This is a genomic window from Rhodococcus sp. T2V (assembly GCF_029269925.1).
GTDB lineage: Bacteria > Actinomycetota > Actinomycetes > Mycobacteriales > Mycobacteriaceae > Rhodococcus_F > Rhodococcus_F koreensis.
The window spans coordinates 25,611-47,268 of sequence record NZ_JARJBD010000025.1; the positions used below are offsets into that span (position 1 = coordinate 25,611).

Consider the following 21,658-nt stretch of genomic DNA (forward strand, 5'->3'; position numbering starts at 1 on the left):
GCGGTTCTCGGCGACGCCCGGGGTGGCCGGCGCCGTGCCGCTCCCCGCCAGTCGATCACGGGAGACGTCTCGTCGCAAAGTCGTTCTGGGACACACAGGATGAGGCGAAACCTATGAGCTGTGTTCAGGTGTTCGAGGTGTGCGCCCGCACCAGTTCGACGAACGCGTGCCCGACGGGCGAGAGCATGTCGGGGTCGAACGCGATCCCGAAGGTGCGGGCGAACGTCGGCTCCGCCCGGCGGACCACGGCGCGGTCCCGGGCCGCTTCCGCGATCGACCGTTCCAGCAGGGTTCCGCCGATCCCTGCGAGTACCAGGGGAAGCCGCGCCTCGCGGTGATCGGACAGCGCCGCGAGGTGCGGTCGTGCCCCGGCGTGGCGGATCGATGCCTCGATCTCGTCCGCGACGGAGTGGCCGCGGGGAACGAACACCATCGGGACGTCGGGGAGGTCGGCGAGCGGAACGGGGCCCTCCGGCAGGTCGGTGCCGGGAGGGTACACGAGCCAGTACTCCTGTTCGCCGAGTTCGAGGACGTCCAGCCGGGCGTCGTCGAGCGGGAGATGGGCCACCACGAATTCGCAGTGCCCGTCCTCGATCAGCGAGCCTGCCTGGGCCTCGTCTTTCAATTCACCCAAGCGCACCAGCACGTTCGGGTGGGTTCGCCGGAATTCGGTGACGAGGTCGACGACGGGACCGATCGCCAGCGCCGGAAACGCCATGACGTCGAGCCGCCCGGCGAGTGCCCCGTCGGAGGTGGCGAGGAGGTCTTCGACGGCGGTGACGTCGCGCAGGATCTGCCTGCTCGGCCCGACCAGGCTGCGGCCTGCGGCGCTGAGCACCATGCCGCGGCCGATGCGGTGGAACAGTTGCACACCCAGTTCCCGCTCGAGCCCGCGCAGTGCCTGCGAGATGGTGGGTTGTGCGACGCCGAGCGACGCGGCGGCCCCGTTGATGCCTTCGTGTTCCACGACGGCGAGGAAGTACTCGACCTGACGCAATTCCATGTGGTCAGTTCCCCTCTCGAGTGCCCGTGGCCTGCGCGATCGAGACGAACGCCGAGGCCGCCGGCGATCCCGGGCCGGACCGCTGGACGAGTCCGACGGGGCGGGTCAGTTTCGGCGTCATCGACCGGATCGCGACCCCGCGCAACTGTTCCTCGGCGACCAGGCGGGGCAGGACGGTGGCCCCCGCGCCGCGCATCACCAGTTCCCACGTGGCGCCCGGGTGGGTGCAGTCGACGACGACGTTCGCGGGATCACCCACGAGTTCCGTGATCAGGGCCGCGTCGCTCTTGTCCCCGAGATCCTGGATCAGCGGAATGTCCCGCACCGCCGAGCGGGGCACCGGATCGGGGAGCGTGTCGGCGAGGGCGTTCGGCAGGGCCAGTACCAGTTCCTGATCGCCGATGGGGACGGAGTGCAGCGCACTGTGGTCGACGGACAGGTCGATCACCCCGAGTTCGGCCTCGCCGCGGCGCAGGGCGCCGAGGACGCCGGTGGGGCCGTCGGCGTCGATGACGCGGACCGTCACCCGGGGGTACTGCTCACGGAACCGGCGCACCAGGTCGACGATCGGATCGATCGAGAACGCCGCGTACGTGACGACATCGACGCGGCCGGACACGAGTTCGCGCACCGCAGCGACCTTGGCCTTGGCCCGCTCGACGTCGGCGAGGATGCGCCGGGCGGCGACGTCGAGCGTGCGGCCGTCCTCGGTCAGTTCGAGACGTCGCCCGGTGCGGTCGAACAGGGTGACACCGAGGCGGCGTTCGAGTGTGCGGATCGCCTGCGAAAGGGACGGTTGCGAGATGTAGAGGGACTGCGCGGCCCTGGTGATCCCGCCGTGATCGACTACCGCGACGAAGTAGGTGACGAGATGCAGGTCCACGCCGTCATCGTACGGAAGCTGTGACGCAGGCTGTGCCGATCATGCGGCTATCGGCCACGCCACACCGGCGGGCGCTTCTCCGCGAACGCACGCGCACCCTCCTGGGCGTCCTCGGAGGCGAACACCGGATCGAGGAAGCGGCGTTGCCCGGCGAACGCGTCGGGGTCGGTGTAGGCGGCCGACATCGCGAGTACCTGTTTGGTGGCCCGGACGGCGAGAGGACCGTTGGCGGCGACCCGGGCCGCTAGGTCGCGGGCGGTGTCGAGCGCCTGCCCGGGCTCGGTGAGCCGGTTGACGAGTCCGTGCGCGTGCGCGACCTCGGCGGTGAGGGGATCGCCGGTGATCGCCATCTCCATCGCGATCGGGTAGGGCAGCACCTTCGGCAGTCGCAGCAGACCGCCCGCGGCGGCGGCGAGCCCCCGCTTGACCTCGGGGATGCCGAACTTGGCGTCGCGGGCCGCGACGATCAGGTCGGCCGACAGCGCCAACTCGCAGCCGCCGGCGAGCGCCCACCCTTCGACGGCGGCGATCAGCGGCTTCGTCGGCGGGGCCTCGGTGAGTCCGCCGAATCCGCGGCCGGGCAGCGACGGCCGTTCGCCGCGGCTGAACGCCTTCAGATCCATGCCCGCGCAGAACGTTCCCCCGGCGCCGGTGAGGATCGCGATCGTCAGGTCGGGCCGCGCCTCGAATTCGTCGATCGCGGCGGCGAGCGCCTTCGCGACCTCGAGGTCGACGGCGTTCTTCGCCTCCGGGCGGTTCAGGGTGATGACGGCGACGCCGTCGGCGAATTCGGTGAGAACCACGCTCATGGGGTGTCTTCCTTACGGGAGGTAGGGGTCCAGCGTTCGGGGCGGCCGCCGAGCGAGCGGATGCTTCCGCGGTCGGCGAGAACGAGCAGGTGGGCGTGGGTTTCGCGGACCGCGAGGCGGAGCAGGCGGTCGGACATGGAGTCGAACGGCCGCGACCACGAAATGTGTTGCGAGATCTCCCACGCCGTCGATTCGGGCCACACGGCCAGAGCGGCGACGATCTCGGTGAAGCGTTCCTCGTGATGACCCATCAGCTGCCGGGCACGCTCGGCGATCCCCCGGAACCGGTACTCGTGCGCGGGCAGCACTTCACCGTCGGGCATCGTTGTGGTGGCGTGCAGCGACAGCAGGTACCGGTGCAGCGGATTTTCCAGTTCGCCGGGGACGGTGGAGATGTTGGGACTGATGCGGGGCAGCATGTGGTCGCCGCTGAACATGAGGCCGTGAGTGTCGTCGACGAACGTCAGATGACCGGGCGTGTGCCCGGGTGTCCAGACCGCCCGCAGATCCCAGCCGGGCAGGCCCAGGGGAGTGCCGTCGCCGAGTACGACGTCCATGGACTCGCCCGGCTCCAGCCGGACGAGGTCGACGCGGGCGGCCGCGAGGATGCCGGGGGGTGCCCCGAGCTGGTTGAGCTGGGTGTTCCACGTGTGTTCGTCGGCTGTGGTGTCCACCGGCGAACGGTGGCCGAGCAGTGCGGCATCCGCGCCGTGCATCGCGAGCGCCGCCCCGCTGACCTTCCGCAGCCGGGGTGCGAGACCGAAATGGTCGGGATGCAGGTGGGTGACGGCGGCGTACCGGACGTCGGTGACGTGGTGCCCGGTCTGCGCGATCCCGTCGACGAGCGCCCGCCACGACTCCTCGGAATCCCAGCCGACGTCGATCAGCGCGAGACCGTCGGGGATCGCGAGCGCGTAGATCAGGACGTACCGCAACGGGTTTCGCGGCATGGGAACCGGGATCGACCACAATCCGGGGCGCACCTGTTCGACGGGTGGGAGCACGCCGCGGGCCCAGGCCTCACGCTGGACGGTGCCGACGTCCTCGGTGACGATCACGACGGCACCTCCGTGTCGCGGAGTCCTTCGCGCAGGGCACGTTTGAGGACCTTGCCGCTCGCGCCCCGCGGAAGTTCGGCGACGTAGACGATCTCGCGCGGCTTCTTGTACGACGCGAGCCGGGCGGCGGTGAACGCGATCAGGTCCTGCTCGTCCGGTGCGTCCGACGGGTCGACGAGCCGGACGACCGCCGTCACGGACTCACCCCAGGTCCGGTGCGGCACACCGACCACCGCGACTTCGGCCACCGCCGGGTGGTCGGCGAGCACCGTCTCGACCTCGATCGGGTACACGTTCTCGCCTCCGGTGATGATCATGTCCTTCACCCGGTCGGTGACGAACAGATAGCCCTCCGCGTCGATGTGCCCGGCGTCGCCGGTGCGAAGGAAACCGTCGTGGGTGAGCAGGTTCGCCGTCTCGTCCGGTCGTTTCCAGTAGCCCTCGACGTTGTTGCGTGAGCGGCACACGATTTCCCCGGATTCGCCCGCCGGGAGCCGGTCACCACGTCCCGGATCTCGACCTCGACGCCGGGCATGGGCCTGCCCGCCGACCGCAGCAGGTGCGCGCGGTCCCCGGACGGGTCGTGGTCCCGGGCGGCGAGCGTGGTGACCGAGCCCGTCGTCTCCGTCATTCCGGAACGCTGCACGAATCCGCAGCCGAGGCGATCGATCGCCCGCCGGAGCAGCGTGGTGGTGATCGGCGCCGAACCGTACGCGACCAGCTCGAGACTCGACACGTCGTAGCGTTCGAGGTCGGGCACGTCGAGGAGCATCTGAATGGTCGAGGGAACCAGGAAGGCGTGGGTGATCCGGTGCCGTTCGATCAGTTCGGCGACCTGCCGGGCGTCGAATGTGCCGAGCAGCACCACGTGGACGCCTGCGGACAGGCAGGTGCTCAGCCAGCCCGCGCCCGCGATGTGGAACAGCGGCAGGGCGTCGAGTGCCACCGAACCGGGTTTCCAGTGGTAGATGAGCAGGCCGTCGGGCTCGTTGTGCAGGTTGCGATGCGTCGCGACCACACCCTTCGGACGCCCGGTCGTGCCCGACGTGTAGAGCTGCAGCACCTCGGCGGCGGGGTCGTCCCCGAGCCCCGGGTCGGTGGCGGTGCCCGACGTGACCAGCCGATCCCACGTCCAGGCGCCGGTCGGAAGGGGGTCGCCGTCGACCGCGTCGATGACCACCACGACCACGCGCGGGAGCGCGTCGCGGACGGCGTCGGCGGTGGCAGCGAACTCGGATTCGACGATCAGCACCTCGAGCCCGGCATCGACCGCCACCGCGGCGGCCTCGGCGGCCGGGAGCCGCCAGTTGAGCGGGACGAACACGAGCCCCGACTTGGCGGCGGCCACGAACGTCTCGACGCCCTCGATGCGCATCCGGAGCAGTGCCCCGACCCGGCCGCCCCGGGATGTCCACGCCGACAGCGCTGTTGCGATCCGGTTGGTCCGCCAGTCGAGCTCCGCGTAGGTCAGCGTGGTGTCACCGCACGTCACCGCGGGTGCTCCGGGCCGTTCCTCGGCATGGTGCCGCACGCGCTGGGGAAGATGCAGACCGCTCACATCAGGCTCCTCGATGAGTCGTCGACGCCGCCGGGGGACCGGGTGACGTGTCGTGCCAGTCGACCACCGGTGTGCGTGCGGAAACAAAGTCACAGAGCCGAACGGACAGTGAGGGATCGCCTATGGATGCCGGGCCGGGCGGGCTCGCGGCGTTTGTAGACTGGCGTGATGGCCGCCACCCCCGCCCTGAACCCCGAGGACGTTCGGCGTGCGGCGGCGGCACTGCACACCCCCGACATCGACGGCTGGGCCAACCGATTCGAACTGCTGTCGGACGGCAACCGCCTGCGGCTGCTGCTGTGCCTGCACCACGCCCCCGACATCTGCGTCGGCGACCTGGCTGCGGCCCTCGACATGACCGGGACCGCCGTCTCGCACGCGCTGCGGCTGCTCCGCAACCAGGGATGGGTGTCGGCGACGCGGGACGGCCGTTCGATGCGGTACCGGCTCACCGACGACACCGTGCACGAACTGCTGCACACCATCGGTGCCACGCACTATCACAATCACACGGGAGCCGAAGAGGAAAAGTGAATTCCGACATGGAGAACGACCCCGGACTGCTGCCGCTCGACGGCATCACCGTCGTGGCACTCGAGCAGGCCGTGGCCGCTCCGCTCGCCACCCGCCATCTCGCGGACATGGGCGCGCGGGTCATCAAGATCGAACGTGTCGGGGAGGGCGATTTCGCCCGCAACTACGACGACGCGGTGTTCGGGCAGGCCTCGCACTTCGTGTGGCTGAACCGGTCGAAGGAATCGATCGGCCTCGACCTGAAGTCCGAGGTCGGGCGGGACACCGTCGTGCAGTTGATCGCGAAGGCCGACGTCTTCATCCAGAATCTCGCTCCCGACGCCGCCGACCGTCTCGGGTTCGGCGCCGACGCACTGCGCGCCGCGCATCCGGAACTGATCGTCGTGAACATGTCGGGCTACGGGTCGGCCGGACCCCGGCGCGAACGCAAGGCGTACGACATGCTGGTCCAGGCGGAAACAGGGATGATCTCGGTGACCGGCACCCCGGACACCCCCACCAAGACGGGTGTTCCGGTCTCCGACATCGCGGCGGGAATGTATGCGATGACGTCGGTGCTCGGTGCCCTGTTCCGGCGGGAGCGCACCGGTGTGGGAGCGCGGATCGACGTGTCGATGTTCGACGCGACCGCGGAGTGGCTGGGCCATCCGATGTACATGAAGATGTACGCCGACAAGCAGATCCCGCGCGTCGGGCTCGGTCATGCGGCGATCGTCCCGTACGACTCGTATCCGACCCTGGACGGACAGATCCTCATCGGTGTCCAGAACGACCGCGGCTGGCGGCAACTGGTGACGGACGTGTTCACACGCCCCGACCTCGCCGACCATCCCCGGTTCGCGACCAACATGCTGCGGGTGCAGCACCGGGCGGAGGTGGACGCCCTGGTGGCCGAGGAGACGCAACGGTTCACGAGCGCCGCCCTCGACCAGGCGCTTGCGGACGCCGGGATCCCGGCGGCCGAACTCAACGACCTGGGCGGCCTGATCGAGCACCCGCAACTCGACCAGCGCGACCGCTGGCGTGACGTCGGCACCGAGGCCGGGCCGATCCGGGCGATGCTGCCGCCGATGACGTTCTCCGACGTGGAGATGCGGATGGGGGACGTGCCCGCGCTCGGCGCGCACACCGATCTGATCCTCGGCGAGTTGGGCTGGTCGGCGCAGGACATCGCGCACCGGCGTGCGGAGGGTGTCGTCGGCTGACCGAGCAGATCAGTTAGCGCACTAATTGGTCATGCATCAACTAGTCGTGGGCGGACACGCCGCAGCCCCGGCCCGAGTGAGGCCGGGGCTGCAGCCCGCTCTTCGCTCAGGGTGTAGCGAAGAACTGCTCTACGGCAGGCTGGGCATTGGGGTTACCCACGCCGATGCCGATGACGGCGCCGGCGATGGTGCCGACCACTGCGCCGACGATGCAGCCTGCGATGAAGTTGGGGAAGATCGACACGCACCCGATGGCCATGCCCACGTTGGAACCGATCGCCATGCCCTGCAGGCCCGCGTTGTTCCAGCCGGTATTGATCTCGTTGGTCATCTTGTCGAAGGCGTCCTGCTTGGTCTCGTTCTCCGGGAAGAACTGCTCGGCCACCTGGCTGCTACCGCCATCGGCGGCCGGGGTCATGAGCGGCTGCGACCAGTCGATTCCCTGCGGTGCCGGATCGGCGTACGCCGTTCCCGCCCCGACGGCCATCGCGGACACGACGAATATGGACAATGCCAGAGTTCTCAAGAGTTTCATGGAAATTCCCACCATGTCGTAGGACGAACACGGTCCCCACCTGAGTGCACCGAACATCGTTGTGCGTGGACCATATTCGCTGGAAAACCGGAACGGCTACATGCAGATGTGGGTGCGCGGTGATGCTCCCCGTGTGCGAACTTACCCATAGTCCTCCCGGAATCGTCGCTCGAGGTCGGAACGGAAGCCCCGCTACAGGGTTCCGAGGAATTCGTAAACCGCCGGTGTCGCAGCGGGGTTCGCGTTGCTGATACCGGTGACGGCGCCGATCGCTGCGCCTACCGCGGCACCGGGGAGACATCCGCCGAGGATGAGGAAGATGCACCCGGCGACGAATCCGATGCCCGCGCCGATCGCGGTCGCGGTCCCGCCGCCGTTCACCCAGCCGATCTCGAGCTGCGTCATCATGTTGGCGTACGCGGAATCCCTGTCGACCGGGGTGAGGGCGAGTGTTCCCGCGACCGGGGTCGTCGTGGGCGTCAGGCTCAGGAACCGGCCGCCGTCGGTGACGAGCGGATCGATCGCGAACTGCACGCCGGCGATCGAGTAACGCAGTGGGATCGTGGCCACCGTGGTTCCCGAATCGTTGGAGATGTCGACTGCGGCGGCCGTCCTCGACAGGGTGAAATATCCCGCGTCGAGTGCGGTGCCGACCGATCGGCCGTCGGCACTGAGGCTGGTGTGCGAGATGACGGCCTGGTCGGCGGGAGTGGGGGCGGCGTACGCGGTACCCATTCCGACACACAGGGTGGCGATCAGCAGCGCTGCCGGCGCTGTCACTCTATGCAGTTTCATGGTGTTTCCCATGCGTAGTAGCGGATGACAAACGACAAATCTGGTTCGACCTGGCGCTTCACAGTTGCCCCGACCGGCGAAAGCGTCCGTAACCTGCCTACTGCAGACATCTTCCCCCTTCGGACGCCCCAGTTTTCGGCCTTTCCGCAAAATACGTACGTATCGGGGTGCCGGTGCGAGGATTACACCGTCAGCCGGTAGAACCGGAAGAACCCGAAATCCTCGATCGGCAGGACGTCCATGGTGCCGAAACCGGCGGACTCGGCGTAGCCGCGCAATGTGCTCGGGCGCATGACCGTTCCGGTGCCCGCGCTCGGAGTGTGGTTCATGCCGTCGGGCAGGCACACGGTGAGACTGAAGCCGTACATCAGTCGCTCGACGTCGCTTCCCGGCGCGGAGAATTCGTCGTCGACCGCCTCGTCCATCACGATCATCGCACCGCCGGGGGCCAGCGCCCTGCGGACCGCGGACAGCACCTCGACCGGAGCGGGCATGTCGTGGATGCACTCGAAGGCGAAGGCCGCGGTGCAACTGCCCTCGGGGATTCCCGCGGCGTCCGATTCGGTGATCGTGATCCGGTCGGCGACATCCGGCCGCTCGCGCACGTTGGACCTCGCGAGTTCGACGGTCGCGGTGTCGATGTCGTAGCCGTGGAGCGTGGCGTCCGGGTAGGCGCGCGCGAGTGCGATCGTGGACCAGGCGCCGCCGCATCCGACGTCGGCGATGGTGGCACCGGGCGCCCGCAGCAGCGCGTCCACCTCGGGCACCGACGCCAGCGCGCCGGGAAGAACCTGCTCGTACCACGGCCGATTCATATCGGCCTGCGACTCACGAGCATCCGCGCCGTACTGGGACCACCCCACGCCGCCGCCGGTGCGATACGCCTCCAGCAGTGCGGGCATCTGCGTGGTCGCGGCGACGAAGATCCGCGCGAGCGGTGCCAGATAGTTGAGACTCTGCTCGTCCGTGAGCACTTCGGCGGCACCGGCCGGAAGCGTGAACTTCGGTGGATCCGCGGCGTCCACCGTGAGAAGTCCCGACACGGCCTGCTGCTCGAGCCACTCGCGTGCGTACCGCGGATGAGTGGAGGTGCGTTCCGCCAGTTCGTCCGCCGTCGCCGGGCCTTCCGACGCGAGACTGCGGTACCAGCCGAGGCGGTCTCCCAGGTGGACGGCGAGAAGGTCGATGGCCCCGAGCGACGCGTCGAAAATGCGCTGGGACACCGTCGCGGCATCGGCTTCGGGTGTGGACATCGCTGACCTCCGGTCGGAGTGCGGGCGAAGCTTCGTCACCCCATCGTGGGCTACCCGGTCGGCGGTGTCACGGATCGTTCGCCGGGCGAATGAGGCTCGGCGGTGGGAAGCCGGAAACCCCACGGCAACTCGAGGCGATGCCGGGCGAGCAACGCGGGGTCGCCGAGCATGTCCAGGATCGGACCGTCGGCCACCAGGCAACCCTCGTCGAGGATCACGGCGCGTGTGCACAACTGGGCGGCGTACGGGAGGTCGTGCGTGACGAGCAGGTGCGTGGTGTCGATACCCAGCAGAACCTCGGCCAGTTCGCGCCGGGCGACGGGGTCGAGATTGCTCGACGGCTCGTCCAGCACGAGGACGTTCGGGGCGCACGCGAGGACGGTCGCCAGCGCGACCCGGCGTCGCTGGCCCACCGACAGGTGCGCGGGGTTGCGGTCGGAATGCGCCGTCATGTCCACGGCCGCCAGCGCGTCGCGCACCCGCGCGTCGAGCGCCGTCCCGGTGACGCCGAAATTGACCGGACCGAACGCGACGTCCTGCGCGACGGTGGGCATGAACAACTGGTCGTCGGGATCCTGGAAGACGATGCCGACTCGCCGCCGGACCTCGCGCACCGTGTCCCGCGGCGCACCCCGCGACAGCGCCAGCCCGCCCACCGTGACGCGGCCTTCGGTGGCCGTCAGAATGCCGTTGAGGTGCAACATCAGTGTGGTCTTGCCCGCCCCGTTCGGACCGAGGACGGCCACCCGCTCGCCGGGTTCCACCGTGAGGTCGATCCGGTGCAGCGCGGCCCGGCCGTCCGGATACGCGAACGAGACGCCCTCGAGGTGCACGGCCGCGGTCATCGGAGCACCCACGCGGTGAGACAGATCCCCACCGCGCACACCGCGGGCACGAGTCCCGCCCGCCACCCCGCAGCGGTCGCCGGGGGCGCCCCGATTGTGGGAACCGAACCCGTGAACCCCCGCGACAGCATGGCAAGGTGGACGCGCTCGCCGCGCTCGTAGGAACGCACGAACAATCCGCCGACGCCCCGGGCGGTGGCGCCGATCTGCCGGAACGTCCGGGGGTCGTCGCCGCGGGACAGCCGGGCGGTGCGCATCCGCTCGACCTCGGCGGTGAGCAGGTCGAGGTAGCGCAGCATCAGAACCACGATCGAGGTGAGCATCGCGGGCACGCGCAATCGCGCCAGACCCAACGGCAGGTCCCGTGCCGGTGTCGTCGCGGCGAGTGTCAGCGAGACGAGGACGCCGAGAGTGCCCTTCACGAGAATGCCCCAGGCCGCATAGAGGCCCGCGACGGACAGCGACAGTCCGGCGACGGTGACGCGGGCGCCGCCCTCGGCGAACGGCAGCAGAACCGCGAGCGTCACGAACGGCAACTCGATCAGCATCCTCGGCCCGATCCAGGTGAGCGCGATCCCGGCGATCCGCCAGACCACGATCAGGACGGCGAGATACCCGGCGAATGCCCAGAATTCCTCGCGTGGTGTCGCGACCACCGCGAAGACGAAGACGACGGCGCAGACGATCTTGACCTCGGCGGGCAGTCGGTGCAGGGGGGAGGCGCCGTCGAGGTAGAGCGGATGGGCGTGACCGGCTCCCACGGTCAGGGGCTCGTTCGGTTCCGCCGCGCGCGGGCGAGCAACCAGAACAGGCCACCCGCGACGACGAACGTGGCGGTCGCGCCGATCACACCTGCGACCCCGGTGAGATGCGCCCGGCCGGCCACGGTGTAGTCGGCGAGCGGCGACTCCGACAGGTGATGAGCGGACGCGTTCCGGGCGATGCAGTCACCCACGAGCGCCTCCCCGGTGTCGGTCTCCACGGTCTCGCACCCGCGGGTCGTCGCGGCATCGAGACCGTCCGGACTGGAGCTGGCCAGGTAGGAGACCGCACCGGCGACGAGCAGCGCCACCAGCGCGAATCCGATCAGGAAGCGGCGAAGGGAGATCATGCCCGCACCTCGACCCGTCGGGGTGCCGTCCGCAGCAGATAGACGAGGTCGGGGCGGGCCTTCGCGACGGCCGTGACCGTGACGGCCGTGATGAGGCCCTCGCCGATGCCGATCAGCACGTGCGCCCCGAGCATGTACGCGGCCACCGCGCCCAGCGACGTCGAATCCCCGGATGTGGCCTGTCCGCCGATCGCGTACTCGAGGACGAAGCCCATCGACGCCGCCACCGTTCCGCACAGGGCCGCGGCGAACGACAGTCCGCCGAGGACGCGGAAGCGCAGTCGCTCTTGCCGCACGACGAGCGGGCGCAACGCCACCGCGACGCCGTAGCCGACCACGACCCCGATGATCGCCATGTTGGTGATGTTCGCCCCCAGCGCCGTCAGCCCACCGTCGGCGAACAGCAGGGCCTGCACGATCAGCACGATCGAGACGCAGAGCATGCCGGTGTACGGGCCGACCAGGATGGCGGCGAGCGCGCCACCGAGGAGGTGGCCGCTCACACCGGGAAGGATCGGGAAGTTGACCATCTGGACCGCGAAGATGAAGGCCGCCACGAGACCGGCCATCGGTGCGGTGCGTTCGTCGAGTTCCGAGCGCGCCCGCCACGCGGCGATCGACAGTCCCGCTGCGGCGACGACTGCGAACAACAGCGAGGTCGGTGCGTTGATCAGGCCGTCGCTCATGTGCATTGCCACGGATTCCACGGCGTCTCCTCCGGCCGGCAGCTGATCCTTAGAAGTCTAGTTGTTCGTATGAACACTTGAACAGGTGTTCACAGGTATCGGAATGTGAGCAGGTGTCGTGCGCGACCGCTGGTCAGTGCCGGCTGTGGTCGACGACCGCCGTGCGGGGCCCGAACTTGGGTTTCACGGCCTGCCCGCTCACCTCCAGCAGTCGCACGGCGCGATGGCGGTGTGGCTGCAGCGGAGCCAGATACTCGACCATCCCGGCGTCGTCGAGGGGCCTCCCGAGCAGCGACCACCCGACCATCGCGGCCAGGTGATAGTCGCCGACCGACAGGGCATCGGGATCGCCGAGCGCGCGCTGCGACACCTCGGCCGCCGTCCAGATCCCGACGCCGGGAACGGACATCAGCCGCCGGTTCGCCTCCTCGCGGGGGAGGTCGACGATCCTCTCGAGCCGGTCGGCGACCTGCGCGCAGCGCACGATCGTCCTCGACCGGCCGGGGTCGACGTTGGCCCGGTGGAACTCCCACGACGGAACCCGCCGCCACACGTCCGCGGTCGGGGGAAGTCGCATCCCGTCCGGAGCCGGACCGGGAGCAGGCGCGCCGAACTTCCACACGAGATGCCGCCACGCCGCGAACGCCGCGATGCCGTGCACCCGCTGCTCGAGGATCGCGGGCACGAGGGCCTCCAGCACCCGGTCCGTGCGGCCGAGCCGCAGGTGCGGGAAACGCCGGTGCGCCTCGACGAGGATCGGATGGTCGGGGGCGAAGTCCGAGCACTCGTCGTGCTCGCCGACGAGGCGGCCCAGCCCCGCCGTCAGCTCGGGAGCACCCGCACCCCACGCCTGGCAGCGCACCGAATGACGGTCGATCTGGGTGAGGCGATAGGTGACCGGGCCCGACTTCTGCACCGACGTCCGCCAGATCGCGCCGTCGGCCGTCCGGCGGTGGCAGGGGTCGCCCTTCCCGCGCTGCAGCGGCTGCAACGACATGGCGACGTCCAGGGGACGCCGCGCGGTCACGGTGGTCTCGACCACCTCGAGCGAAAACGTCATCGAATGCAGCGTATCCACTGTGAAGGCGACCGCTACCGGCGGCTGTCGGAGCGCGCACGTAAAGTCCCAGCCATGATCATCGTGAGTACCGACGGATCCTGCCTCCGCAACCCCGGTGGGGCGATCGGCTGGGCATGGGTCAATCACGAGGGTCCCAGCCAATCGGGTGGCGAACCCTCCGGGACCAACCAGATCGCCGAGCTGCGGGCGCTGCTCGAAGCGATCACCGCGCATCCCGGCGCCGATCCGCTGCTGATCGAATCCGACTCCCAGTACGCCATCAAGTGCGCGTCGGAATGGCTGCCCGGATGGAAACGTAAGGGCTGGAAGACGGCGGGCGGCGCCCCCGTCAAGAACCTCGGGCTGGTGCAGTCCATCGACCGGGCCATCAGCGAACGCCCCGGGCCGGTCCGGTTCCGCTGGGTTCGCGGCCACGTCGGCAACCACTACAACGAGATGGCCGACGTCCTCGCCGGCGAGGCGGCTCGTGCCGTCGCATCCGGTGCGGTCGCGCCGGCGCCGGTCACAGCCCCTGCCGCTGCCCCCGCCGTTGCCGCCGCACCGGCGCCTGTCGCACCGGCACCCGAGCCCGAGGACGCGTTCACGCTGTTCTGAGTCGGCCCCCGTTCCGATCCGCCGGGGTTCCGTGGTCCGGCACTGCGTCGAGGAGAAGAGTGTTGTCCGAGGATCTGCGGGTGCAGGAGTTCTGGCGTGCGCTGGGGCTGCCGGGCATCATCGACGTCCACACCCATTTCATGCCCGCGAACGTGATGGAAAAGGTGTGGGGCTACTTCGACGCCGTCGGTCCCCTCACCGGCCGTGAGTGGCCCATCCACTACCGGCACGAAGAGGACGTCCGCGTCGAGCACCTCCGCGGGTTCGGTGTCCGGCGGTTCACGTCGATGATCTACCCGCACAAGCCGGAGATGGCCGCGTGGCTGAACCAGTGGTCGGCCGAATTCGCCGCGCAGACCCCCGACTGCCTGCGGACGTCCACGTTCTACCCGGAGGAGTCCGCGGCCACGTACGTCGCGGAAGCGATCGAGTCGGGGACGCGTGTGTTCAAGTCCCACATCCAGGTGGGCGACTACTCGCCGAACGATCCCCTCCTCGACCCTGTGTGGGGCGTGCTGCAGGAGACGGGTGTGCCCGTGGTCATCCACTGTGGATCGGGGCCGGCGCCCGGCACCCACACGGGCCCGGGCCCGATCGCCGAACTGCTGTCGCGGTACCCGCGGCTGCACCTGATCATCGCCCACATGGGGCTGCCGGAGTACCGGGAATTCCTGGACCTGGCCGATCAGTACGCCAACGTGTATCTCGACACCACGATGACGTTCACCGACTACACCGAAGCGGCCACACCGTTTCCGCGCGATCAGGTGCATCGCCTGTCGGAACTGCAGGAACGAATCGTGTTCGGCAGCGACTTCCCCAACATTCCGTATCCGTACCTCGAAGCGCTCGAGGGTCTCACCCGATTCGACCTCGGCGAGCCGTGGCTGCGGGCAGTGTGCCACGACAACGCGGCGCGGCTCTTCGCAATCGACTGACGCCGTCGTGCGGTGCCGCGGCTATCAGGTTCCGCGTCACCGTCGTTCGCCGTCCGACCAGTCACTGCTGCTCTCGCCGGGGCGCAGGGTGCCGAAAGTCCACTCGAAGCCTTCGAGGTCGAGGACCCGGCAGCGGTAGTTGCCCCATTCGGTGTTCGCGGGTGCCCAGACCGAGGTGGCGCCGACCTCGAGGGCGGTGGCGTAGACCGCGTCGACTTCGCCATTGGTGCCGACGCTGAGATAGGTGCCGTGCCCGACGGTCTCACCCCGGAGCGCCGGCCGGTCGTAGTCGCCGTCGTCGCTGAAGACCATGATGGCGGCGTCGCCTCGTCGCAATTCCGAATGCATGATCCCGCCGTTGTCGTCCGGGAACTCGAGGGTGGTCTCGAAACCGAACGCGCGCTCGAGCCACCGCAGAGCGGCCGGGGCGTCGCGGTAGGCGAAGTACGAGTGCAGGGCGGCGGGGCGGTTCGCTGTGTTGGTCATGCGGCGACGATACGAACTATTCAGGTCAGCCACGGTCCGCGATATGGGTGTCCGTGAAATGTCGGTCGGCGCGTCTACGCTGCGATTCCCACGCGACGAAGGCGGCCCGATGGACGACTATCTCAATGACGGCGAGACGTTCGACGACTACATCATTCGGACCCAGCGGGAGATCGAGATCCACAGGCTGAACATGGACTATCACCTCTCCGGGATGGAACATGCCAGGCGGCAGGGCGGGAAGTTCCTGTATCTCCAGTTCGCCCTGGGCGCTGTCGCCCTGATCTGCGTGGCGCTCGGCCACGCGTACGGCGGGAACTGGTTGCTGGTGTCGCTTCCCTTCTCTCTCGGCTCGCTCGGCCCTGGATTCGTGTGCTGCACGTACCTGAAGGAGTTCAGAGCCGAATCCCGGGCATTCGACGCGCTCGAGGCCCCGGCAGTCCTGGTGCAGATGCGGCACCAGATGGAGGAGGCAGAGAAGGCGAAGCGAAAGGCCAGGTGGTGGCGGCGTGTACGCGGGCCCCGCTGACCGGGCTACCGTGCGCTAGAAAGGATTCCCCCAGTTGATGAACGCGATGTACAGATTGGTCGGGAAGAAGAACTCCCAGTCCAACCCCAGGTACGGCAGGTCGGGCAGCATGCCGATCATGATCGCGCCCCGTTGTTCGCCTGCGGACCACCGCATGCAGGAGAGTGCCCTCGGCAGGATTCGAACCTGCGACCTACCCTTTAGGAGAGGGTTGCTCTATCCCCTGAGCTACGAAGGCGCGGTGCACGCGCGGGGCGCACACCGAGGTGAGTGTAGCGGGAATGGTGGTGCGCTCGCGATGGGGAGGGCATGGTTGTCGCAGATGTTCTGGAAGTGACGACGGAACGGGAGACGCACATGTCCGAGATCGACTTGACCGACCTCGCTGCGCGGCACGACGGTTCGCTGAACTTGCACGGCTATCTGGCGAGGCCGTCGGGTGAGGGTCCGTGGCCGGGTGTGGTGATGGTGCACGAGGCGTTCGGCTTGGACGATGTGATGCGGCGGCAGGCGGACAGGCTGGCGTCGGCGGGGTTTCTCACTCTGGCGCCGGATCTGTTCAGTGCGGGCGGTGCGCGACGGTGCCTGGTGTCGACGATGCGGGCGATGCTCTCGGGGAAGGGCCGGGCGTACGGGGACATCGAGGCTGCGCGTCAGTGGCTGTCCGGGTCTTCGGACTGCACGGGGAAGATCGGGGTCATCGGGTTCTGCATGGGTGGCGGGTTCGCGCTGATGACGCTGCGCACCGGGTTCGACGCGGCAGCCCCGAACTACGGCGTCCTGCCGCGTGACCTGGAGGCGGCGGTGGCGGGGGCGTGCCCGGTGGTGGCCAGTTACGGCGGGAAGGACTTCGCTCTGCCGAATGCGGCAGCCAAGCTGGAGTCGGCGCTGACCCGGGCAGGTGTGGTCCACGATGTGAAGGAGTATCCGAGATCTGGCCATACGTTCCTGAACGACGCACTGGCCGGACCGAAGGTGATGCGTCCCCTGATGAAGGTCACGGGGATGGTGCCCGACCCGGAAGCCGCCGCCGATGCGTGGACGAGGATCGACGGCTTCTTCGGGGAGCATCTGAGTTGATCAGTGGGCGTACTGGCGGGCGCTGGAGGTGGCGTGCCGGTAGTCGAGTCCGCATGCCCGGACGACCTGGCCGAGGCTGAGGTAGCCCTCGATGCTCGTGGCCTTCGCGAACTTGCCGTCGGCCCGCACCGTGACCGTGACGCTGGACGCGACCGAATCGACCCGAGCGAGTTCGTACTCGTCGACGCCGCCGGCGGCCTGAGCCACACAGGTGACAGCGCCCTGGGCGTACGCGATCTCGATCAGGTCCTCGATCATGTGCGGGCTCCTCGCCTCGAAGTAACGGACTGAGGTTAGCCTTAGCTACTCGGTTTCTGTCAAGTCCCGGGCGTAACGTGACCCACGCTTTCGGACGGTGACAGCAAGGATTGAGAAGGGTTGCAGGTGTTCCATGGCTGACCGCACTTCCTCGACGGACTCGATCGGATCGGGCGGCGACCCGGGGACGGGAGCGGACGGCGAACCGCATCTGTCCAGGCAGCTCGCCAACCGGCACATCCAGCTGATCGCGATCGGCGGAGCAATCGGCACGGGCCTGTTCATGGGGTCCGGGAAGACGATCTCGCTGGCCGGACCGTCGGTGATCTTCGTCTACATGATCATCGGCTTCATGCTGTTCTTCGTGATGCGGGCGATGGGGGAGCTACTGCTCTCCAACCTGCACTACAAGTCGTTCTCCGACTTCACGGCAGACCTGCTCGGCCCCTGGGCCGGGTTCTTCACGGGGTGGACATACTGGTTCTGCTGGATCGTCACGGGGATCGCCGACATCATCGCGATCTCCGGTTACGTCCGGTACTGGTGGCCCGACCTCCAGCTGTGGATCCCGGCGCTGATCGCCATCGCGGCGCTGCTGCTGCTGAATCTGCCGACCGTGCGGGCGTTCGGAGAGACCGAGTTCTGGTTCGCGCTGATCAAGATCATCGCCATCCTCAGTCTCATCGTCGTCGGACTCGTGATGGTGTTCACGCACTTCACGTCGCCGGGCGGCTCGGAGGCGGGATTCGACAACCTGTGGAACGACGGCGGCATGTTCCCGACCGGCGCGATGGGCTTCGTGGCCGGATTCCAGATCGCGGTCTTCGCATTCGTCGGTATCGAACTCGTCGGTACCACGGCGGCCGAGGCGAAGGATCCGGAGAAGAACCTGCCGAAGGCGATCAACTCCATCCCGATCCGCATCCTGCTGTTCTATGTGGTGTCGCTGATCGTGATCATCTCGGTCACGCCGTGGCGTGAGGTCGTCCCCGGGGAGAGCCCCTTCACGGCGATGTTCACGCTCGCCGGTCTGGGAATCGCGGCGGGAGTCATCCAGTTCGTCGTGCTGACGTCCGCGGCGTCCTCGGCCAACTCGGGAATCTATTCGACGTCCCGGATGGTCTACGGCCTCGCGCAGGAAGGTGACGCACCGGCCGGGCTCGGCAGGCTCAGCTCCCGCAAGGTCCCGGCCAACGCGTTGATGTTCTCCTGCGCCTTCCTGCTGTCGGCGATCGCGCTGCTGTTCTCCGGCGACTCGGTCATCGAGGCGTTCACGACTGTGACGACAATCTCATCGGTGCTGTTCATTTTCGTGTGGACGATGATCCTGGCCAGCTACCTCGTGTACCGGAAGCGCCGCCCCGAACTGCACGAGGCCTCGAAGTTCAAGATGCCCGGCGGGGTGGTGATGTGCTGGGTCGTCCTGGCGTTCTTCGTCTTTCTCATCTGGGCCCTGACCCAGGAGGACGACACTCTCGAGGCGCTCCTCGTCACCCCGGTATGGTTCATCGTGCTCGGGATCGCGTGGGCGGTGATTCGCCGGCGCGCCCCGCACCGCGCTCGGTACGCCGCATTCAAGGCGGAACTCGAGGAGCGCCGAACATAAACGTTAGGTAACGGTGGCGCGGTCCTATATCGTTTTGTTACATTCGTCGCCAGACAGAGGAGCCCGCCCCGGACGGGGAGGGCTGCAATCCGACGACTGACGAGGTATTAACTGTGGGTTCCCACCACCGGGCGAGCGGGTCTTCCATTCGCTTCGAGATCGATCCGGACGCGGCGCGCGGGCGTCATCGCAACCAGCAGGCCGGAGCGGGTGTGGGCATCAAGGCCGCGACTGTCGCGGCCGCCACCGGAGCCATCGTTGTCGGTGCAGCCCAGCTGGGTGCCGGAAACGCCGCCGCCGCCCCCGTCGACTCCCACGAGACGAATGGCGCGCAGACCCTGCCGGGCCTGCCGTTCGAGATCCCGGCCGGTGTCCTCCCCGCCGGCTTCGAATTGCCCGCAGACCTCGGCGCCGCCGCCCAGAACCTCGGTGGCCCGGAGCTCGGCGCCCAGGCTCAGCAGTGGCTGTCCTCCGTCAACCCGGTCAAGCCCCACACGGTTCAGCCGGTGTCGGGCAAGCTGACCTCCGACTTCGGTTCCCGCTGGGGCGCCCACCACGGCGGCATCGACATCGCGGCGCCCATCGGCACGTCGGTGCTCGCAGCCGCCGACGGTCAGGTCATCGACGCCGGCGCGGCGTCCGGCTTCGGACTGTGGGTGCGTCTGCTGCACGACGACGGCACCGTCACCGTCTACGGACACGTCAACGACTACACCGTGAGCGTGGGGCAGCGCGTCACCGCAGGGCAGGAAATCGCCCACGTCGGCAACCGCGGCCAGTCCACCGGACCGCACCTGCACTTCGAGGTGCACGACGCGAGCGGAAACAAGATCGATCCCGGGCGCTGGCTGCAGGAGCGCGGCGTGTCCGTCACCTGGGGCAACGCGGGCGCCAACGCGTAAGGGCCTATTCCGGCTCGAGATCGTCGTCGTTGCGGAACACGAGTGGTCCGCTGTCGAGGGCGATCGCCCAGCGGCGTGACACGGCCCAGTCCCGGCCGTAGGAATCGTTGCTGATGTCCTGGACGCCGGAGAAATCGTCGACGATGACGCCGGCCTCCAGGGGCCACTTCTTCTCGGCCAGTTCGTGATCGGCCGAGTGCCGCGTTTTCACGCGCGTGCCCACGGAGAACTCTGGTTTCTTCTTGGAGTCGGTATCAGGCGTCATCTCCGGTCCTTCCGCTCACCAGCGTCTGGTTCGAGGTTAGCCCGCCATCCCGCATTCGCGAGGGCTGAACGGATATGCTCCCCCGTGAGCGCAGTTCGACGCGCAGTTGGGGAGTGGTATGGGTCGCGAAGTGACGTCTCGGACATTCACCCGAGAAGACCGGCGCCTGTTCCGGCAGAAGGTGCTCATGTGCGTCGACGCGCTCGAGCGAATGCTGCGGGAGGGAGCGTTCGCCGACGACGTCGACCCGCCGCGGCCCATGCTGGGCATGGAGATCGAGTTCAATCTCGTCCACTCCGACATGACGCCCGCGATGTCGAATCTCGCGGTCCTCGAGTCGATCGACGACGATGCCGTGTTCCAGACCGAGCTCGGTCAGTTCAACGTCGAGATGAACGTCCGCCCCGGGCCGCTGAACGGTGAGGGGACGTTCGAGCTCGAACGGACCCTGCGGGCGTCGTTGCACGTCGCCGACGCCCGGATTCACGGCCACGACGCCCAGTTGGTGATGGTCGGCATGCTGCCGACGCTGGAACTCGAGCATCTCGGCCGCGAGTGGATCACCGCGAACCCCCGCTACGAGCAGCTCAACGACCAGATCTTCGCCGCGCGCGGAGAGGACATCGAACTCGACCTCGAGGGCGTGCCGCTCGAGGGGCGGTCTGCCGAACAGCTGAAGGTGGACGCCAATTCGGTGCTCCCGGAGGCCGCGTGCACGTCGCTGCAGTTGCACCTGCGCGTCGCGCCGGACGAATTCGCCGCCCACTGGAATGCCGCGCAGTGCCTGGCCGGTGCCCAGGTGGCGCTCGCGGCGAACGCACCGTTCATGGCGGGCAAGGCGTTGTGGCACGAGTCCCGCATCCCGATCTTCGCGCAGGCCACGGACACGCGTCCGCTGGAGTTGAAGAACCAGGGTGTGCGGCCCCGCGTGTGGTTCGGCGAGCGGTGGATCACGTCGGTCTTCGACCTGTTCGAGGAGAACTCGCGGTACTTCCCGGCGCTGCTGCCGGAGGTGTCCGACGTCGACCCGTCGGCCGAACTCGACGCGGGCCGGGTGCCGGACCTCAACGAACTGCAGATGCACAACGGCACCATCTACCGGTGGAACCGCCCGGTGTACGACAGCGACGACGGCAAACCGCACCTGCGGATCGAGAACCGGGTGTTGCCCGCGGGCCCGACGGTGCTCGACACGATGGCGAACGCCGCGTTCTACTACGGCGCGCTGCGCGGGCTCGCCGAATCGGATCGGCCGGTGTGGTCGCGGATGTCGTTCAACGCCGCCGAGGAGAACCTGCACGCCGGCGCGAAATACGGCATGGACGCCGAATTGTACTGGCCCGGTGTCGGGTTCGCGGGCGCCGACGAACTCGTCCTGCGGCGGCTGCTGCCGATCGCCGACGAGGGGCTCGCCGCGTTCGGGTTGTCGGCGAAGGCCCGCGACCGGTACCTCAGCGTCATCGAGGGCCGGTGCGTCACCCGGCAGACGGGGGCGTCGTGGCAGCGCGCTCAGGTGGTCCGGCACGAGAACGCCGGCCTGAGCCGCCGGGAAGCCCTCGCCGCCATGTTGCGTCAGTACGTGGAGAACATGCGGGAGGGCAGCCCCGTCCACACCTGGCCGGTGTGAACGGCGCCGCACCTGCA

Annotated in this window: 25 protein-coding genes, 1 tRNA gene and 1 pseudogene; 9 read left to right on the top strand and 18 right to left on the bottom strand. The window is 68.4% G+C overall.

Annotated elements, in window-relative coordinates:
* Positions 1-124: 124 nt before the first annotated feature.
* The 5 genes and pseudogenes from P3H15_RS21515 to P3H15_RS21535 form a co-directional block, all read right to left on the bottom strand.
* A complete protein-coding gene (locus tag P3H15_RS21515) occupies positions 125-1,003 on the bottom strand; it encodes a LysR family transcriptional regulator (RefSeq protein WP_276139121.1) in 879 nt (292 codons plus the stop codon).
* Positions 1,004-1,007: 4 nt separating this feature from the next.
* A complete protein-coding gene (locus P3H15_RS21520; protein WP_276139122.1) occupies positions 1,008-1,886 on the bottom strand; it encodes a LysR family transcriptional regulator in 879 nt (292 codons plus the stop codon).
* A 47-nt stretch (positions 1,887-1,933) separates the two neighbouring features.
* Positions 1,934-2,695, bottom strand: coding sequence for a crotonase/enoyl-CoA hydratase family protein (locus P3H15_RS21525; RefSeq protein ID WP_095862425.1), 762 nt, complete (start codon positions 2,693-2,695; stop codon positions 1,934-1,936).
* Positions 2,692-3,753 (bottom strand): MBL fold metallo-hydrolase, encoded by a 1,062-nt coding sequence (locus P3H15_RS21530; RefSeq protein ID WP_276139123.1) that lies wholly within the window; start codon positions 3,751-3,753, stop codon positions 2,692-2,694. The genes P3H15_RS21525 and P3H15_RS21530 overlap by 4 nt, the downstream gene beginning before the upstream one ends.
* Positions 3,750-5,311, bottom strand: a pseudogene (locus P3H15_RS21535) (AMP-binding protein). The gene P3H15_RS21530 and the pseudogene P3H15_RS21535 overlap by 4 nt, the downstream one beginning before the upstream one ends.
* Positions 5,312-5,479: 168 nt before the next feature.
* Here P3H15_RS21535 and P3H15_RS21540 point away from each other — a divergent pair.
* Together P3H15_RS21540 and P3H15_RS21545 are read left to right on the top strand one after the other, a co-directional pair.
* A complete protein-coding gene (locus tag P3H15_RS21540) occupies positions 5,480-5,845 on the top strand; it encodes a helix-turn-helix transcriptional regulator (protein WP_276139124.1) in 366 nt (121 codons plus the stop codon).
* A complete protein-coding gene (locus tag P3H15_RS21545) occupies positions 5,842-7,050 on the top strand; it encodes a CaiB/BaiF CoA-transferase family protein (protein ID WP_276139125.1) in 1,209 nt (402 codons plus the stop codon). Before P3H15_RS21540 ends, P3H15_RS21545 begins: the two co-directional genes overlap by 4 nt.
* Before the next feature lie 106 nt (positions 7,051-7,156).
* Here the strand turns inward: P3H15_RS21545 and P3H15_RS21550 are convergent, their stop codons facing one another.
* From P3H15_RS21550 to P3H15_RS21585, 8 genes are all read right to left on the bottom strand, one after another.
* Positions 7,157-7,585 (bottom strand): hypothetical protein, encoded by a 429-nt coding sequence (locus tag P3H15_RS21550; RefSeq protein ID WP_072947192.1) that lies wholly within the window; start codon positions 7,583-7,585, stop codon positions 7,157-7,159.
* A 192-nt stretch (positions 7,586-7,777) separates the two neighbouring features.
* Positions 7,778-8,380, bottom strand: coding sequence for a hypothetical protein (locus P3H15_RS21555; RefSeq protein ID WP_072947219.1), 603 nt, complete (start codon positions 8,378-8,380; stop codon positions 7,778-7,780).
* 182 nt (positions 8,381-8,562) lie between these two features.
* The gene (locus P3H15_RS21560; RefSeq protein ID WP_206013229.1) at positions 8,563-9,633 is read right to left on the bottom strand and encodes a class I SAM-dependent methyltransferase; all 1,071 of its coding nucleotides are present in this window, start codon (positions 9,631-9,633) and stop codon (positions 8,563-8,565) included.
* 50 nt (positions 9,634-9,683) lie between these two features.
* Positions 9,684-10,478, bottom strand: a complete 795-nt coding sequence (locus tag P3H15_RS21565; protein ID WP_276139126.1) for an energy-coupling factor ABC transporter ATP-binding protein — start codon at positions 10,476-10,478, stop codon at positions 9,684-9,686.
* Positions 10,475-11,239: a cobalt ECF transporter T component CbiQ gene (cbiQ, locus tag P3H15_RS21570; protein WP_276139127.1), complete on the bottom strand. Its 765-nt coding sequence runs from the start codon at positions 11,237-11,239 to the stop codon at positions 10,475-10,477. The genes P3H15_RS21565 and cbiQ overlap by 4 nt, the downstream gene beginning before the upstream one ends.
* A gap of 2 nt (positions 11,240-11,241) precedes the next feature.
* A complete protein-coding gene (locus P3H15_RS21575) occupies positions 11,242-11,589 on the bottom strand; it encodes a PDGLE domain-containing protein (protein WP_276139128.1) in 348 nt (115 codons plus the stop codon).
* Positions 11,586-12,281, bottom strand: coding sequence for an energy-coupling factor ABC transporter permease (locus tag P3H15_RS21580; RefSeq protein WP_276139190.1), 696 nt, complete (start codon positions 12,279-12,281; stop codon positions 11,586-11,588). Before P3H15_RS21580 ends, P3H15_RS21575 begins: the two co-directional genes overlap by 4 nt.
* 127 nt (positions 12,282-12,408) lie before the next feature.
* Positions 12,409-13,335, bottom strand: a complete 927-nt coding sequence (locus P3H15_RS21585; RefSeq protein ID WP_276139129.1) for a DNA-3-methyladenine glycosylase — start codon at positions 13,333-13,335, stop codon at positions 12,409-12,411.
* Positions 13,336-13,407: 72 nt separating this feature from the next.
* Here P3H15_RS21585 and P3H15_RS21590 point away from each other — a divergent pair, with 72 nt between their 5' ends.
* A complete protein-coding gene (locus tag P3H15_RS21590; protein WP_276139130.1) occupies positions 13,408-13,950 on the top strand; it encodes a ribonuclease H in 543 nt (180 codons plus the stop codon).
* Positions 13,951-14,012: 62 nt separating this feature from the next.
* The gene (locus P3H15_RS21595; RefSeq protein WP_276139131.1) at positions 14,013-14,888 is read left to right on the top strand and encodes an amidohydrolase family protein; all 876 of its coding nucleotides are present in this window, start codon (positions 14,013-14,015) and stop codon (positions 14,886-14,888) included.
* A gap of 36 nt (positions 14,889-14,924) precedes the next feature.
* On the opposite strand, the gene P3H15_RS21600 is transcribed toward P3H15_RS21595, so the two are convergent.
* Positions 14,925-15,374 (bottom strand): VOC family protein, encoded by a 450-nt coding sequence (locus tag P3H15_RS21600; RefSeq protein ID WP_276139132.1) that lies wholly within the window; start codon positions 15,372-15,374, stop codon positions 14,925-14,927.
* Positions 15,375-15,483: 109 nt separating this feature from the next.
* On the opposite strand from P3H15_RS21600, the gene P3H15_RS21605 reads away from it, so the two are divergent.
* Positions 15,484-15,903 carry a hypothetical protein gene (locus P3H15_RS21605; RefSeq protein ID WP_276139133.1) on the top strand — a complete coding sequence of 140 codons (420 nt, stop codon included), beginning with the start codon at positions 15,484-15,486 and terminating at the stop codon, positions 15,901-15,903.
* 15 nt (positions 15,904-15,918) lie between these two features.
* Here the strand turns inward: P3H15_RS21605 and P3H15_RS21610 are convergent, their stop codons facing one another.
* A complete protein-coding gene (locus P3H15_RS21610; protein WP_276139134.1) occupies positions 15,919-16,059 on the bottom strand; it encodes a hypothetical protein in 141 nt (46 codons plus the stop codon).
* A 9-nt stretch (positions 16,060-16,068) separates the two neighbouring features.
* Positions 16,069-16,141, bottom strand: a tRNA-Arg gene (locus P3H15_RS21615).
* Positions 16,142-16,212: 71 nt separating this feature from the next.
* On the opposite strand from P3H15_RS21615, the gene P3H15_RS21620 reads away from it, so the two are divergent.
* Entirely contained in the window at positions 16,213-16,983 is a 771-nt protein-coding gene (locus tag P3H15_RS21620; protein WP_276139135.1) for a dienelactone hydrolase family protein, read from the top strand.
* Here P3H15_RS21620 and P3H15_RS21625 read toward each other — a convergent pair whose 3' ends face one another.
* Entirely contained in the window at positions 16,984-17,241 is a 258-nt protein-coding gene (locus tag P3H15_RS21625; RefSeq protein ID WP_276139136.1) for a hypothetical protein, read from the bottom strand.
* A gap of 133 nt (positions 17,242-17,374) precedes the next feature.
* Between P3H15_RS21625 and cycA the strand changes: the two genes are divergently transcribed.
* Together cycA and P3H15_RS21635 are read left to right on the top strand one after the other, a co-directional pair.
* Positions 17,375-18,847 carry a D-serine/D-alanine/glycine transporter gene (cycA, locus tag P3H15_RS21630; RefSeq protein ID WP_276139137.1) on the top strand — a complete coding sequence of 491 codons (1,473 nt, stop codon included), beginning with the start codon at positions 17,375-17,377 and terminating at the stop codon, positions 18,845-18,847.
* A 113-nt stretch (positions 18,848-18,960) separates the two neighbouring features.
* Positions 18,961-19,749, top strand: a complete 789-nt coding sequence (locus tag P3H15_RS21635) for a M23 family metallopeptidase (protein ID WP_276139138.1) — start codon at positions 18,961-18,963, stop codon at positions 19,747-19,749.
* A gap of 4 nt (positions 19,750-19,753) precedes the next feature.
* On the opposite strand, the gene P3H15_RS21640 is transcribed toward P3H15_RS21635, so the two are convergent.
* Entirely contained in the window at positions 19,754-20,014 is a 261-nt protein-coding gene (locus tag P3H15_RS21640) for a hypothetical protein (RefSeq protein WP_276139139.1), read from the bottom strand.
* Between the two features lie 118 nt (positions 20,015-20,132).
* Here P3H15_RS21640 and P3H15_RS21645 point away from each other — a divergent pair, with 118 nt between their 5' ends.
* A complete protein-coding gene (locus P3H15_RS21645; RefSeq protein WP_072947178.1) occupies positions 20,133-21,641 on the top strand; it encodes a glutamate--cysteine ligase in 1,509 nt (502 codons plus the stop codon).
* Positions 21,642-21,658 lie beyond the last annotated feature (17 nt).